This is a genomic window from Klebsiella sp. 18074 (genome assembly GCF_902705905.1).
Lineage (GTDB): Bacteria > Pseudomonadota > Gammaproteobacteria > Enterobacterales > Enterobacteriaceae > Klebsiella > Klebsiella terrigena.
In genome coordinates, this window is sequence record NZ_CACSIS010000010.1 from 73,383 (window position 1) to 88,838 (window position 15,456).

Genomic DNA, 15,456 nt, shown 5'->3' on the forward strand with positions numbered 1-15,456 from the left:
AAATCTGTTCCTGAGGTACAGGCGTCATCGGCGAAGTCAGACCGGAGACCGCCAGCGCAGAGCAACCGCAGCGTACGAAAGTGCGCGAGGAGTGCGAGCACTGCCGGAATTCGGGCTGGCGAGCGAGATAGCCTGAGCAGGAGTAAATATAAGGGACATACTCAGCTATGTTATTACCCTGGTTAATACTAATCCCCTTTATCGGCGGGTTCCTGTGCTGGCAGACCGAACGCTTTGGCGTGAAGATGCCGCGCTGGATTGCGCTGATTACCATGGGACTGACGCTGGTTCTCTCACTGCAGCTGTGGCTGCAGGGCGGCTATTCTCTGACACAGGCCGCGGGTATCCCCCAATGGCAGTCTGAATTTGTCATGCCGTGGATCCCTCGCTTCGGTATTAGCATTCATCTGGCTATCGACGGTCTGTCGCTGCTGATGGTGGTGCTGACCGGCCTGCTCGGCGTACTGGCCGTACTCTGTTCATGGCGCGAGATCGAAAAGTATCAGGGCTTCTTCCACCTCAACCTGATGTGGATCCTGGGCGGCGTTATCGGCGTGTTCCTTGCCATCGACATGTTCCTGTTCTTCTTCTTCTGGGAGATGATGCTGGTGCCGATGTACTTCCTGATCGCGCTGTGGGGCCACAAGGCTTCCGACGGTAAAACGCGTATCACGGCGGCCACCAAGTTCTTCATCTATACCCAGGCGAGTGGGCTGGTGATGCTGATTGCCATCCTGGCGCTGGCGTTCGTGCACTTCAACGCCACCGGCGTGTGGACCTTCAACTATGAAGATCTGCTGAAGACGCCGATGTCCCACGGCGTGGAATACGTGCTGATGCTGGGCTTCTTCATCGCCTTCGCGGTGAAAATGCCGGTGGTACCGCTGCACGGCTGGCTGCCGGACGCGCACTCCCAGGCGCCGACCGCCGGTTCCGTTGACCTTGCGGGGATCCTGCTGAAAACCGCGGCCTACGGTCTGCTGCGTTTTGCGCTGCCGCTGTTCCCGAACGCCTCTGCCGAATTTGCGCCCATCGCTATGTGGCTGGGCATCATCGGTATTTTCTACGGCGCGTGGATGGCCTTCTGCCAGTACGATATCAAACGCCTGATTGCCTACACCTCGGTTTCTCATATGGGCTTCGTGCTGATTGCCATCTATACCGGCAGCCAGCTGGCCTATCAGGGTGCGGTGATTCAGATGATTGCGCACGGCCTCTCCGCTGCCGGTCTGTTTATCCTTTGCGGCCAGCTCTACGAGCGCCTGCACACGCGTGATATGCGTCAGATGGGCGGCCTGTGGAGCAAAATTAAGTGGCTGCCGGCGCTGTCGATGTTCTTCGCCGTGGCGACCCTCGGGATGCCGGGTACCGGTAACTTTGTCGGTGAGTTCATGATCCTGTTCGGCAGCTATAAAGTGGTGCCGGTGATTACCGTGATCTCCACCTTTGGTCTGGTGTTCGCTTCCGTCTACTCGCTGGCGATGCTGCATCGTGCCTACTTCGGTAAAGCGAAGAGCGAGATTGCGGCGAAAGAGCTGCCGGGAATGTCGCTGCGCGAGCTGTCGATTGTTCTGCTGCTGGTGGTTCTGCTGGTGCTGCTGGGCTTCTTCCCGCAGCCGATTCTGGACACCTCACATGCTGCGATGAGCAACATTCAGCAGTGGTTTGTTAATTCTGTTTCTACTACAAGGCCGTAATTCGCCATGACAATAACTCCACAACAACTGATCGCACTGCTACCGCTGCTGATCGTCGGCTTGACGGTGGTGGTTGTGATGCTCTCCATTGCGTGGCGACGCAATCATTTCCTTAATGCCACGCTGTCGGTTCTCGGGCTTAACGCCGCGTTGATATCGCTTTGGTTTGTCGGTCAGAACGGTGCGATGGACGTTACGCCGCTGATCCGCGTTGACGGCTACGCCATGCTCTACACCGGACTGGTGTTGCTGGCGAGCCTGGCGACCTGTACTTTTGCCTATCCGTGGCTTGAGGGTTACAAGGACAACAAAGAAGAGTTCTACCTGCTGGTGCTCATCGCCGCGCTGGGTGGGATTCTGCTGGCGGGTGCAAACCATCTGGCGGCGCTGTTCCTCGGTATTGAATTGATTTCTCTGCCGCTGTTCGGTCTTGTCGGCTACGCCTTCCGTCAGAAACGGTCGCTGGAAGCGAGTATCAAATACACCATTTTGTCTGCCGCAGCGTCGTCGTTCCTGCTGTTCGGTATGGCGCTGGTGTATGCCAACTCCGGTAACCTGTCGTTCCTGGCGCTGGGCAAGAACCTGGCCGATAACACCCTGCATGAACCGCTGCTGCTGGCGGGTCTGGGTCTGATGATCGTGGGTCTGGGCTTTAAGCTGTCGCTGGTGCCGTTCCACCTGTGGACGCCGGACGTTTATCAGGGCGCGCCGGCGCCGGTATCAACCTTCCTGGCCACCGCCAGCAAGATTGCTATCTTCGGCGTGGTGATGCGTCTGTTCCTGTATATGCCGGTAGGCAACAGCGAAGCGGTGCGCATCGTGCTGGGTCTGATAGCCTTTGCGTCCATCATCTTCGGTAACCTGATGGCGCTGAGCCAGACCAACATCAAGCGCCTGCTCGGCTACTCCTCGATCTCGCATCTCGGCTATCTGCTGGTGGCGCTGATCGCCCTGCAGAGCGGCGAAATGTCGATGGAAGCCGTCGGCGTCTATCTGGCCGGCTACCTGTTCAGCAGCCTCGGCGCCTTCGGCGTGGTGAGCCTGATGTCCAGCCCGTACCGCGGCCCGGATGCCGACTCGCTGTACTCCTATCGCGGCCTGTTCTGGCACCGTCCGATTCTGTCTGCGGTGATGACGGTAATGATGCTGTCGCTGGCCGGTATTCCGATGACGCTGGGCTTCATCGGTAAGTTCTACGTGCTGGCGGTCGGCGTGCACGCGCACCTGTGGTGGCTGGTTGGCGCCGTGGTGGTGGGTTCGGCGATTGGTCTTTACTACTACCTGCGCGTCGCGGTGAGTCTCTATCTGAGCGCGCCGGAGAAACTGAACCGCGATGCGCCGTCTAACTGGCAGTACAGCGCCGGCGGTATCGTGGTACTGATCTCAGCTCTGCTGGTGCTGGTACTCGGCGTCTGGCCGCAGCCGCTGATTAGCATCGTACAGCTGGCAACGCCGCTGATGTAAAGCGGCTACGGCTGCAAAAAAACCGCCGGTCTACGATCGGCGGTTTTTTTATGCGCGTCGTTAAGCCGGGCTAGCCCGCTTAGCGGATGGGATAGACCATAAAATCCTCCGCCAGCAGGGTCTGCGGGAAGATCTCCCGGCACTCCGCCAGCAGGCGCTGACAGCCCTGCAGATCGTAGCGCGAGCTGAAATGGGTGGCGATAAAGGTGCCGACCCCGGCATCGCGCGCCAGCGCCGCCGCCTGCTGGCTGGAGGAGTGCCCGCGAGCGTTCGCCTTCTCGGCCATCGCCTGTTCCAGGGTGGTCTCATGAATCATGACGTCCACGCCGTGCGCCAGCTCAAGCGCCGCCGCACAGGGTGCCGTATCGCCAAAGATGGCCAGCTTTTTCCCCGGCGTCGTCGGGCCAAGATAGCGCCGGCCGTCAACGATGCGCCCGTCGGCAAGCTCGACGCTCAGCCCCTGTTTGAGCTGCTGAAACAGCGGCCCGGAGGGAACGCCGTCGGCGATAAGACGGGCCGCGTCCAGGGGGCCGGGCTTATCGTACTCTTCAATGCGGTAGCCGTAGCACTCCACCGGATGGTTTAGCGGCCAGGCCGTGACCCGATATCCGGCGTCGTCCAGGATAAGGCCGGGGCCAATTTCGACAATATCCAGCGGATAATCGGTCCACGAGCCGCTGAGGCGCAGCGCCACTTCGACAAACTCCCGCAGCCCTTTTGGCCCGTAGAGGGTCAGCGGCAGCGAGTTGCCTTGCATCGAGCGGCTGCACAGCAGGCCGGGGAGGCCAAACAGATGGTCGCCGTGAAGATGGGTAATAAAAATTTTATTCAGCTTGCCGGGGTGCAGGGCGGTATGCAGAAACTGATGCTGGGTGCCTTCTCCGCAGTCGAACAGCCAGACCTCCGCCGTCGTTGGCTGTTGCAAATTCAGCACGATAGACGTCATATTACGCGTACGGGTCGGCACGCCAGCGGATGTCCCCAAAAAAGTTAATTCCATCGTCCTGTGTCCTTAGGGCGTGAGTCAAAAACAGAGTATACCCGTCATCCTTCAGGTTGCGCGCGCGTTGGTTGAGCCTGTTGCCGTCAGTCGCTCGCCTGCCGCCTTCATGCCGCCGGAATGAATGCAGGGCCCACTTCAATAAAGGAATAATAGATGATGATATGGCAGGATCTCCACCACAGCGAGCTGACCGTCCCGCAGCTCTATGCGCTGCTAAAGCTGCGCTGTGAAGTCTTTGTCGTCGAGCAAAACTGTCCCTATCAGGACGTTGATGGCGACGACCTGATCGGTGAAAACCGTCATCTTCTCGGCTGGCGCGGCGATGAGCTGGTGGCCTATGCGCGGATCCTGAAAAGCGCAGAGGATTTCGAACCGGTGGTTATTGGCCGGGTTATCGTCAGCCCGACGGTGCGAGGGGAGAAGCTCGGCTATCAGCTGATGGAGAAGGCGCTTGCCAGCTGCGCCCGCCTGTGGCCGCAAAAGGCTATCTATCTCGGCGCTCAGGCACATCTACAGCCCTTCTACGCCAGCTTCGGCTTCCAGGCGGTGACCGACGTTTACGATGAAGACGGGATCGCGCATATCGGCATGGCCCGCGAGGCCGCTGCGGACCCGCTCCAGCCCAGGTAGCCGCAGGCTATCTATACTTCCTGAGTGAGCGACGGGCCGCCAAAGGCCACTCCCTCATCGTGGGTACTGCTATTTCTCGCCAGGACCCCGTATAATGTGGGGTTTTTATCCTGAGGAGGTTTGCGTGCTGTCTGTTTCCGCTGCGCTGGAAAGCTTACGCGGCTGTCTGAACGATGAGTTCCCCGCATCGTCCGGCACGCGAATTTTCGATGTTTCGTTTCCTCTCCACGATGCGTTCGATCCCCTGCTGTGGTGCGGGCATCAGCCTCAGTGGCCGCAGTTTTACTGGCAGCAGCGTAGCGGCGACGAAGAGCTTGCCGCGCTCGGGGCGGTGAAAAGGTTCTCTTCGCTGGCCGAAGCGCAGCGTTTTTTACAGCATCAGCAGCATCGGGACCTGCGTATTTGCGGCCTGAATGCGTTCAGTCCGCAGGCCGGGGCGCTGGTGCTGCCGCGGCTCGAGTGGCGTCGGGTGGGGGGCGCGGCGTCGCTGCGGCTGGTGCTGTGCAGCGACGCTTCTCTGCGCGAAGATGCTCATGCGGCGCGCGAGTTTCTGCACTCCTTGACGGCGGAGCAGGCGCGGCCCGCGGCGATACCTGAGCTACTCAGCGAACGGCACGTCCCGGAATATCCGCGCTGGCGTGAGCTTATCCTGCAGGCTACCCGGGCCATTGCGGCCGCAGAGATGGAAAAAGTCGTCCTGGCACGCGCCACGGACCTGCGGTTCGCCGCTCCCTTAGATGCCTGGTCGATTATGGCCGCCAGCCGCCGCAGCAACTTTAACTGCTTCCATTTCCTGATGGCCTTTAACCCGCAGCAGGCGTTTTTCGGCTCAACGCCGGAGCGGCTGTGGCGTCGGCGCGGAACGCTGCTGCGCACCGAGGCGCTGGCGGGGACCGTCGCCGGCCATGCTGACGATCGCCAGGCGCAGGCGCTGGCCGACTGGCTAATGCACGACGATAAAAACCAGCGGGAAAACATGCTGGTGGTGGAGGATATTTGCCAGCGTATGCAGGATGAAGTGCCGATGCTGGAGGTGCTGCCGCCGCAGGTGGTGCGCCTGCGTAACGTACAGCATCTGCGGCGCTGCATCTGGACGGTGCTAAACGCACCCGACGATACCCGCTGCCTGCAGCAGCTGCAGCCTACGGCGGCGGTCGCCGGGCTACCCAGGCGGGCGGCGCTGGACTTTATCACTCAGAATGAACCCTTTATCCGCGAATGGTACGCCGGTTCCGCCGGCTATCTGTCGCTGGCACAAAGCGAATTCTGCGTGGCGCTACGCTCGGCGAAGGTGGAGAACGACACCCTCAGGCTTTACGCCGGCGCCGGGATTGTCAGCGGTTCCGATCCTGAGCAAGAGTGGCAGGAAATTGAAAATAAAGCGGCGGGGCTGCGTTCGTTGCTGTTGAGAAAAATGTAGATAAACGACGCATATCAATACTCCATCACTTTGTATTACCTATACTTAGCCTCAATATTTGATATCGGACAATTTCATGTCAGTAAGCGCATTTAACCGACGCTGGGCGGCGGTGATCCTTGAAGCATTAACCCGCCACGGTGTGCAGCATATTTGCATTGCGCCGGGGTCGCGCTCGACGCCCTTAACGCTGGCAGCCGCGGATAACCGCGCATTGATTCCCCATACTCATTTTGACGAACGCGGGCTTGGCCACCTGGCGCTGGGGCTGGCGAAGGCCAGCCGGCAGCCGGTGGCGGTCATCGTCACCTCCGGTACCGCCACGGCCAATCTCTATCCGGCGCTGATTGAAGCCGGGCTGACCGGCGAAAAGCTGATTCTGCTTACCGCCGACCGGCCGCCGGAGCTGATCGACTGTGGCGCCAACCAGGCTATCCGCCAGCCGGGCATGTTCGCATCGCATCCGTCCGAAACCCTCTCTTTGCCGCGTCCGTCGCAGGATATTCCCGCGCGCTGGCTGGTCTCAACCATCGACCAGGCGCTGGGCGCGCTGCATTCCGGCGGCGTGCATATTAACTGTCCGTTTGCCGAGCCGCTGTATGGCGATATGGACGATACCGGCGTGAGCTGGCAGCAGCAGCTCGGGGATTGGTGGCAGAGCGAGACGCCCTGGCTGCGTCAGTCGCTGCATCTCGGCAGCGAAAAGCAGCGCGACTGGTTTTTCTGGCGACAAAAGCGCGGTGTGGTGGTTGCCGGGCGCATGAGCGCCGCCGAAGGAGTACAGGCCGCCGGGTGGGCGAAAATGCTCGGCTGGCCGCTGATTGGCGACGTGCTTTCGCAAACCGGGCAGCCGCTGCCCTGCGCCGATTTATGGCTGGGTAACGGTAAAGCGGTCAGCGAGCTGGAGCAGGCGCAAATCGTCGTTCAACTGGGCAGCAGCCTGACCGGAAAACGCCTCCTGCAGTGGCAGGCGACCTGCGAGCCCGAGGAGTACTGGCTGGTCGATAATTTACCCGGCCGTTTAGATCCGGCTCAGCACCGCGGCCGCCGTCTGGTCTGCCCGGTGGGGGAGTGGCTTGAGCTGCATCCGGCGGAAAAACGCCAGCCCTGGGCAACGACGCTGCCGGTTCTTGCCGAGCAGGCCTGGCAGGCGACGGTCGAATGCAGCGAGCGCTTTGGCGAGGCCCAGCTGGCCCACCGCATTCATCGCTATCTGCCGGATCAGGGACAGCTGTTCGTGGGCAATAGCCTGGTGGTGCGCTTAATTGACGCGCTCTCGCAGCTGCCGGCGGGATATCCGGTCTACAGCAACCGCGGCGCCAGCGGCATTGACGGCCTGCTGGCAACCGCCGCCGGCGTGCAGCGGGCCAGCGCCCGCCCTCTGCTGGCGATCGTTGGCGATCTTTCTGCGCTCTACGATCTGAATTCGCTGGCGCTGCTGCGCCATGCGTCGGCGCCGCTGGTGCTGATTATTGTCAACAATAACGGCGGGCAGATCTTCTCTCTGCTGCCGACGCCGCAGGAAGAAAGGCGCCAGTTTTATTTAATGCCGCAGGATGTCAACTTCGGCCATGCCGCGGCGATGTTCGATCTCGACTACCACCGCCCCGGCAGCTGGGACGAGCTGGAGACGGCGCTGTCCGGCGCGTGGCGGACCCCTGGCGCGACGGTGATTGAGCTGGCGGTGAACGAAACCGACGGCACCCATACTTTGCAGCAGCTGCTGGCACAGGTGAGTCGTCTATGAGTTTGCACGCCGAGTGCGAACGCGGCCAGGCCAATCAACCCTGGCTGATTTTTTTACACGGTTTTTCGGGCGACAGTCGTGAATGGCAGCCGGTCGGGGAGGCGTTTAGCGCCCGTTCGCGGCTCTATATCGACCTGCCCGGCCACGGCGGTTCCCGCGATATTCAGGTCGATGATTTTGCCGATGTCTGCCGGCGGCTGCAGGAGACGCTAGATAGTTACAGCATCCTTAACTACTGGCTGATTGGCTACTCCCTCGGCGGCCGCATCGCGATGGCCTTTGCCAGCCAGCCGCGCGACGGTCTGTGCGGGCTGGTCGTGGAGGGCGGTCATCCGGGACTTGTTGACGATAGCGAGCGCCTGCTGCGTCGGCGCAGCGATGCGGCCTGGGCCGAACGCTTTCGCCACGAACCGCTGTCCCAGGTTTTTGCAGACTGGTACCGGCAGCCGGTTTTCGCCTCGCTGGATGCGCAGCAGCGAGCGGACTTAATCGCGCTCCGCAGCCGCAACCATGGCGCCAATCTGGCCGCCATGCTGGAGGCGACGTCGCTGGCGGTCCAGCCCGATCTGCGCCCGGCGCTGCATGCCTGCCGCTTTCCTTTTCACTATCTTTGCGGCGCGCGCGATGACAAATTCCGCGCGATAGCCAGCGATCTCGCCGCGACGATACACGTTATTCATCATGCCGGGCACAACGCGCATCGGGAAAATCCCGCCGCGGTAACCGCCTGCCTGGCGCAGTTTTTAGCAAGTTAACTAAAGGACATTCTATGATCTCTCTTGATGAAGCCATGCTCTACGCCCCCGTTGAATGGCACGATTGTTCCGAAGGCTATACCGATATTCGTTACCAAAAATCGACGGACGGTATTGCTAAAATCACCATTAACCGCCCACAGGTGCGTAATGCATTCCGTCCGCTGACCGTAAAAGAGATGATTCAGGCGCTGGCTGATGCCCGCTATGACGACAATATTGGCGTCATTATCCTGACCGGCGAAGGGGACCTGGCGTTCTGCGCCGGCGGTGACCAGAAGGTGCGCGGCGACTACGGCGGCTATCAGGACGATTCCGGCGTGCATCACCTGAACGTGCTCGATTTCCAGCGTCAGATCCGCACCTGTCCGAAACCGATCGTCGCGATGGTCGCCGGCTACTCCATCGGCGGCGGCCACGTGCTGCATATGATGTGCGACCTGACAATCGCGGCAGAAAACGCCATCTTTGGTCAGACGGGTCCGAAAGTCGGCTCCTTCGACGGCGGCTGGGGCGCAGCCTATATGGCCCGCATCGTTGGCCAGAAAAAAGCGCGTGAAATTTGGTTCCTGTGCCGCCAGTATGATGCGCAGCAGGCGCTGGATATGGGGCTGGTCAACACCGTCGTCCCGCTGGCCGATCTGGAAAAAGAGACCGTTCGCTGGTGTCGCGAAATGCTGCAAAACAGCCCAATGGCTCTGCGCTGCCTGAAGGCTGCGCTGAACGCCGACTGCGATGGTCAGGCGGGTCTGCAGGAGCTGGCGGGTAATGCCACCATGCTGTTCTACATGACTGAAGAGGGTCAGGAAGGGCGCAACGCATTTAATCAGAAACGTCAGCCGGACTTCAGCAAATTTAAACGGAATCCGTAATGCGCCGGGCGCAGGTTTACCGCTGGCAGATACCGATGGACGCGGGCGTGGTTCTACGCGAACGGCGGTTAAAAACCCGTGACGGGTTATTCGTCCATCTCCAGGAGGGCGAGCGCGAAGGCTGGGGAGAGGTTTCTCCTCTGCCGGGATTTAGCGAAGAAACCCTGGAAGAGGCGCAGGCTGCGCTGCTGGTCTGGGTGATGGCCTGGCGTCAGGGACAGGATCTTCCTTTTCCTGCGCAGCCCTGCGTGGCGTTCGGGATCAGCTGTGCGCTGGCCGAGCTGAATGAGCAGCTGCCGCAGGCGGCAGATTATCGCGCCGCGCCGCTGTGCACCGGCGATCCGGACGAGCTGTTTGCCAGGCTTGCAGCGATGCCGGGCGAGAAGGTCGCCAAGGTCAAAGTGGGCCTGTATGAGGCCGTACGCGACGGCATGGTTGTGAATCTGCTGCTGGAGGCTATCCCTGAGCTGCGGCTGCGTCTGGACGCCAACCGTGCCTGGACGCTGCTCAAAGCGCAGCAGTTCGCAAAATACGTGGATCCGCAGTATCGCGATCGCATCGCTTTCCTCGAGGAGCCGTGCAAAACTCAGGCTGATTCTCGCGCTTTTGCGCAACAAACCGGCATTACCATTGCCTGGGATGAGAGCCTGCGTGAAGCCGATTTTTGCCTGCAGGCCGAGGCGGGAGTGGGGGCGGTGGTGATTAAGCCAACCCTTACCGGTAGCCTGCAAAAAGTGCAGGAGCAGGTTGCCGCCGCCCACGCTCTGGGGCTGACGGCGGTCATCAGCTCCTCGATTGAGTCGAGCCTTGGGCTGACGCAGCTGGCGCGTATTGCGGCCTGGCTGACGCCGCAGACCGTTCCGGGCCTCGATACGCTGACGCTGATGCAGTCCCAACTGGTGCGCCCGTGGCCTGAAAGCCCGCTGCCGTGCCTGTCAACGGATACGCTGGAGCCGCTGCTGTGATCTTTCGCGACTGGCCGTGGCACCACTGGCGTCAGCGACGGGGCGAGGCGTTTGCTCTGCGGCTGAACGACGATAGCCTGACCTGGCAGCAGCTGTGCGAACAGGTTGACGCGCTGACGGCAGGGTTTGTCGCTCAGGGCGTAGGTGAGGGCGATGGCGTTATTCTGCGAGCCCACAACCAGCCGGCGGCGCTGTTGGCCTGGCTGGCGCTGCTGCAGTGCGGTGCCAGGGTGCTGCCGCTTAATCCGCAGCTGCCGTCGGCAATGCTGGCGCAGCTGCTGCCGTCCCTCGATATGCACCATCTACTGGCGCTTAGCGGTGAGGATAATGCTGTCCTCGGCTATTCGCCGCTGGCTATGCGCGCCGATGCCGGAGAACGCAGCCTGGCCTGGAGCGAAGATCGTCTGGCGTCGATGACGCTGACCTCAGGTTCTACCGGGCTGCCGAAGGCCGCAGTGCATACTTTCCGCGCTCATCTTGCCAGCGCGCAAGGGGTGCTGGCGATGATCCCGCTGGCCGCCGACGATGACTGGCTGCTTTCCCTGCCGCTGTTTCACGTCTCGGGGCAGGGAATTCTCTGGCGCTGGCTGCTGTCCGGATCGCGTCTGACGGTGCGGGAAAAGCGGCCGTTAGAACAGGCCCTGCAGGGCTGTAGCCATGCGTCGCTGGTGCCAACCCAGCTGTGGCGGCTGCTCAACGGCGATACGCAGGTCTCGCTGAAGGCCGTTCTTCTGGGCGGGGCGGCGATCCCCGTCGAACTGACCGAGCAGGCCCGGGAGAAAGGTATTCGCAGCTGGTGCGGATATGGCCTGACCGAATTTGCCTCGACGGTGTGCGGCAAAGAGGCCGACGGCGAGGCGGATGTCGGACAGCCGTTGCCCCAGCGGGAGCTGAAAATTGTCGACGGCGAGGTTTGGCTGCGCGGGGCCAGCATGGCGGCGGGCTACTGGCGCGACGGCGGGCTGGTGCCGCTGGTTAACGAGCTGGGCTGGTTTGCCACGCGCGATCGCGGCGAACTGCGCGGCGATAAGCTGACGATCCTTGGGCGTCTGGATAATCTCTTTTTCAGCGGCGGCGAAGGCATCCAGCCGGAAGAGGTTGAGCGGGTGATTATCGCGCATCCGCAGGTCCGCCAGGCGTTCATCGTGCCGTTGGATGATGCCGAGTTTGGCCAGCGTCCGGTGGCGGTGGTTGAAGGCGATGAACGGTGCGACATGGCGGCTTTAGCGGCCTGGGTAGAGGATAAACTGGCGCGCTTTCAGCAGCCGGTACGCTGGCTGGCGCTGCCTGAAACGTTGAAAACCGGCGGGATTAAAATCTCCCGCCGGGCTTTAAGCGAATGGGTCAACGCCATCTTACGTGACGCAAGTTAGCCCACATCTGCTTCGGTATGATGCTGGCGTTTTTTGCGCAGGAAGCGCAGCAGCGGTGGAACGATAATCACCGCGATGGCAAGGAACAGTAAGGTTTTGGTGACGCCGCTTCCCCATAAAATCGCCAGGTCGCCGTTGCTGATAGAGAGCGCGCGGCGCAGGTTTTGCTCCAGCATCTCTCCGAGGACGAAGCCTAAGATCAGCGGCGACATCGGGAAGTGCATTTTACGCAGGATGTAGCCGAGCACGCCGAGTCCGACCATCAGCAGTAAATCGAAGGTGGTGCTGTGAACGGCATACACGCCGACGGCGGAGACGGCGGCAATCGCCGGTACCAGGAACCACAGCGGGATCGTCAGCATGCGGGTGAACAGACCGATCAGCGGAATATTCATCAGCAGCAGCATAACGTTGGCGATAAGCAGCGCGGCGATCAGCCCCCAGACGATATCCGGCTGTTCGGTGAACATGGCCGGGCCCGGAGTGATGTTATAGAGCGTCAGCGCCCCCATCATCACCGCCGTGGTTCCGGAACCGGGTACGCCCAGCGTCAGCATCGGGATGAATGAGCCGCAGGCGGAGGCGTTGTTAGCCGCTTCTGGAGCGGCAACGCCGCGGATATCGCCTTTGCCGAAGCTGTCGCTGTTGCCGCTGAGTTTTTTCTCGGTCATGTAGGTAATGGCGCTGGCTATCGTCGCGCCGGCGCCGGGCAGAATCCCGACAAAGAAACCGACCACCGACGAGCGCAGCGTTGCGCCCACGCACTGACCGGCCTCCCTGGCATTAAACAGCATGCGCCCGGTTTTGCGGACCAGGGTCTGGCCACCGCTGGTGCTTTCCAGCATCAGCAGAATTTCAGACACGGAAAACAGCCCTATTACCACCACAATAAACTGCACGCCATCGGAGAGGTGGATGCTGTCAAAGGTGAAGCGGTAAACCCCGGTGTTGGCATCCACGCCCACCGTCGCCAGGCCTAAACCAATCAGCGCGGCGAGGAAGGATTTCAGCGGATTCTCTGCCATCATGCTGCCCAGGCAGGCAATGGCGAAGACCATCAGGGCAAAATATTCCGCGGGTCCAAACGCCAGCGACCACTGAGCCAGTATCGGAGCGAAGAGAATAATGCCGCCAATGGCGATTAATGAGCCAACAAATGAGCTGACCGCCGAAATCGACAGCGCCACGCCGCCACGGCCCTGCTGCGCCATTGGGTAACCGTCCAGGGCGGTCATTATGGCGGCGGCATCACCGGGAACATTGAGCAAAATAGAGGAGATTCGGCCACCGTACTCGCAGCCGATATAGACCGTTGCCAGCAGAATCAAGGCGGACTCGGCGGGCAGATGCAGGGCAAACGCCAGCGGCAGCAGGATCGCCACGCCGTTAATCGGCCCCAGCCCCGGCAGCAGTCCGACAATGGTACCCACAAAGCAGCCAATCAGGGCAATCATCAGGTTCGATGGCGTCATCGCCACGGCGAAGCCCTGCGAAAGATAAATCCAGGTATCCATAAACTTCTCCGTTAACTTAACCACACGCCGAGCGGCAGGGTGACATCGAGCAGGGTGTCAAAGGCGTACCACAGGGTGATGCCCATTACCGCTCCAGCCACGCCTGCGGCAGGCAGCGTGGCGCCAAACAGCAGGCCAATGATCGCGGTCAGCAGAGCGGTGGCAAGCGGGAAGCCGAGCCATTCAAACCCCCACGCGTAGATCATCAGCACCGCCACCATGGTCAGTAAGCGTTGTAAAACCCGCCGCCCGGGCCACTCCACCGCATCAGGGCGGCGCAGCAGCAGCAGCACTGAACAGAGCAGCATCAGGCCGACAATCCCTAGCGGAAACGGGCGGGGTCCAACGGGTTCGTAGGAGTACTCGCTGTGAATCTGCCAGGCAACGAACATCCCGCCTACGCATAGCAGCAACCAGATCCCAGCAAAAATACGATCGCTCATCGCAACCTCCGCAGATTATTTCGCCAGACCAAAGGCCCTGGCCTGTTCGTGATAGTTGTTGACCTGTTTTTTCACGTATTCATCCAACGCACTGCCGCTCATGTTGAATTCAAACAGGCCGCGCAGTTCGCGCTGCTTTTTAAACTCTTCGGTCTGCTGGAGCTTGTTGAACTCTTCAACCCACCACTGATAGTCGACATCGCTGACTTTCGGACCGACGTAAAAACCGCGAATAATCGGCCATACCAGATCGTAACCCTGCTCCCTGGCCGTCGGGACGTTGGCTAGCGCGCCGGGCAGACGTTCGGCTGAGAACACTGCCAGCACGCGGATTTTGTTGCCCTGCAGGTACGGCACCATTTCGCTCAGATCGCCCGACACCGCCTGGACGTGGTTACCCAGCAGTGCCGTCACCGGCTCGCCGCCGCCTTCAAAGGCCACATAGCGCATTTTATGCGGGTCGACGTGGGCCTTTTGCGCCATCAGCGCCGCTTTCATCCAGTCCTGGCTACCGATAGAGGCGCCTGCGCCGATGACGATATTGGCGGGATCTTTTTCCATTGCCGCCAGAAACGAAGGTAAATCTTGCCATGGGGAGTCGGCGCGTACGGCGATCATCCCGTAATCGGTTCCGACGCTGGCCAGCCAGCGGACGTCATCAACGCCGTAGCGGCCAAATTTCCCCTGCGATAAATTGAGTAACGAACCGCCGGAGAAGGCGACAACGGTGCCCGCTTCGCCGGGACGCTGGGCAACGATAGCGTTATAGGCTACCGCCCCGACTCCGCCGGGCATGTAGGTCACGCGCATCGGTTTTTTGATAGCCCCGGTTTCCATCAGGCTGACCTGAATCAGTTTGCAGGTGAGGTCAAAGCCGCCGCCGGGTTTTGCCGGGGCGATACATTCGGTACGAGAAGGCGCCTCGGTGGCATACGCGGAGGCGCTACAGAGGCATAAAGCGAGCGCGCTAAGATGGCGCAAAAATGGTTTGTTCATAAGCTTCCTCAGTCAGGTACGGGTACGTTTATTGTGATTATGTGAAACGATGCTGGACTGCTTGGTTGCGTAATTGTTAAATCAATAACCTTTCATTTCCCTTTCAATCCCCGCGCAACTTTGCAGGATGTGATAGATATCTCTTATTGGTCGTCGCGAAGGGCGTGAGTCAGCGCGGAGAACATATCCGTAGCGAAGGGCATGTTGCCATAATGAACAGGACCAATACTGACCCAGGGGATTGTGGTGAACGGCTTAATGAAAAACTATTGTGCTCATGAAAATAAAAATAGCAGATTAGTCTAATATATCATGAATAAATATTAGCGCTCGGCGGCGTTTATTCTTGAAGGCATGTTTGTACTTTCTGATATCTTTCAGGTAGGAACGTAAAGAGAAAACGGATATAATGATAAGAGTGACCGCCAGAGCTAAAATAAAAACTAACCGTGCCTTTAGTTCATTGATAAGGTGGTGTTTTTTTGTTTATGGCATAATATGTTGATATTCCTGAGGCGAAAAAAAGATCGCCATCAAGTGCCACGCCCAATCATCCTTTTACCGGTCTAATTCATAC

The 15,456-nt window shown here is 60.1% G+C and carries 13 protein-coding genes; 9 read left to right on the forward strand and 4 right to left on the reverse strand.

What is annotated here, in order from left to right:
- The first annotated feature begins 167 nt into the window (after positions 1–167).
- Both nuoM and nuoN read left to right on the forward strand, forming a co-directional pair.
- Positions 168–1,697, forward strand: a complete 1,530-nt coding sequence (nuoM, locus tag GVK32_RS11945; protein ID WP_041146556.1) for an NADH-quinone oxidoreductase subunit M — start codon at positions 168–170, stop codon at positions 1,695–1,697.
- A 6-nt stretch (positions 1,698–1,703) separates the two neighbouring features.
- Complete coding sequence (nuoN, locus tag GVK32_RS11950) at positions 1,704–3,161, forward strand: NADH-quinone oxidoreductase subunit NuoN (protein WP_159865916.1); 1,458 nt, start codon at positions 1,704–1,706, stop codon at positions 3,159–3,161.
- Positions 3,162–3,240: 79 nt separating this feature from the next.
- Here the strand turns inward: nuoN and rnz are convergent, their stop codons facing one another.
- Positions 3,241–4,161: a ribonuclease Z gene (gene rnz, locus GVK32_RS11955; RefSeq protein ID WP_159865919.1), complete on the reverse strand. Its 921-nt coding sequence runs from the start codon at positions 4,159–4,161 to the stop codon at positions 3,241–3,243.
- A gap of 156 nt (positions 4,162–4,317) precedes the next feature.
- Here rnz and GVK32_RS11960 point away from each other — a divergent pair, with 156 nt between their 5' ends.
- The 7 genes from GVK32_RS11960 (at position 4,318) to menE (ending at position 11,926) form a co-directional block, all read left to right on the forward strand.
- The gene (locus GVK32_RS11960) at positions 4,318–4,794 is read left to right on the forward strand and encodes a GNAT family N-acetyltransferase (protein WP_159865922.1); all 477 of its coding nucleotides are present in this window, start codon (positions 4,318–4,320) and stop codon (positions 4,792–4,794) included.
- Between the two features lie 124 nt (positions 4,795–4,918).
- Entirely contained in the window at positions 4,919–6,214 is a 1,296-nt protein-coding gene (gene menF, locus GVK32_RS11965; RefSeq protein ID WP_159865925.1) for an isochorismate synthase MenF, read from the forward strand.
- A gap of 76 nt (positions 6,215–6,290) precedes the next feature.
- Entirely contained in the window at positions 6,291–7,961 is a 1,671-nt protein-coding gene (menD, locus tag GVK32_RS11970; protein ID WP_159865928.1) for a 2-succinyl-5-enolpyruvyl-6-hydroxy-3-cyclohexene-1-carboxylic-acid synthase, read from the forward strand.
- Positions 7,958–8,716 (forward strand): 2-succinyl-6-hydroxy-2,4-cyclohexadiene-1-carboxylate synthase, encoded by a 759-nt coding sequence (gene menH, locus GVK32_RS11975; protein ID WP_159865931.1) that lies wholly within the window; start codon positions 7,958–7,960, stop codon positions 8,714–8,716. The genes menD and menH overlap by 4 nt, the downstream gene beginning before the upstream one ends.
- Positions 8,717–8,730: 14 nt before the next feature.
- Positions 8,731–9,588 carry a 1,4-dihydroxy-2-naphthoyl-CoA synthase gene (gene menB / locus GVK32_RS11980; protein WP_041146549.1) on the forward strand — a complete coding sequence of 286 codons (858 nt, stop codon included), beginning with the start codon at positions 8,731–8,733 and terminating at the stop codon, positions 9,586–9,588.
- Complete coding sequence (gene menC, locus GVK32_RS11985) at positions 9,588–10,553, forward strand: o-succinylbenzoate synthase (protein WP_159865934.1); 966 nt, start codon at positions 9,588–9,590, stop codon at positions 10,551–10,553. Before menB ends, menC begins: the two co-directional genes overlap by 1 nt.
- Complete coding sequence (menE, locus tag GVK32_RS11990; RefSeq protein ID WP_159865937.1) at positions 10,550–11,926, forward strand: o-succinylbenzoate--CoA ligase; 1,377 nt, start codon at positions 10,550–10,552, stop codon at positions 11,924–11,926. Before menC ends, menE begins: the two co-directional genes overlap by 4 nt.
- Here the strand turns inward: menE and GVK32_RS11995 are convergent.
- From GVK32_RS11995 to GVK32_RS12005, 3 genes are read right to left on the reverse strand one after another with little or no spacing between them, the layout of a single operon-like run.
- A complete protein-coding gene (locus tag GVK32_RS11995) occupies positions 11,923–13,440 on the reverse strand; it encodes a tripartite tricarboxylate transporter permease (protein ID WP_159865940.1) in 1,518 nt (505 codons plus the stop codon). The two genes, menE and GVK32_RS11995, sit on opposite strands and share 4 nt — an antisense overlap.
- Positions 13,441–13,451: 11 nt before the next feature.
- A complete protein-coding gene (locus GVK32_RS12000; RefSeq protein WP_159865943.1) occupies positions 13,452–13,883 on the reverse strand; it encodes a tripartite tricarboxylate transporter TctB family protein in 432 nt (143 codons plus the stop codon).
- A 15-nt stretch (positions 13,884–13,898) separates the two neighbouring features.
- A complete protein-coding gene (locus GVK32_RS12005) occupies positions 13,899–14,879 on the reverse strand; it encodes a tripartite tricarboxylate transporter substrate binding protein (protein WP_159865946.1) in 981 nt (326 codons plus the stop codon).
- Between the last annotated feature and the right edge of the window lie 577 nt (positions 14,880–15,456).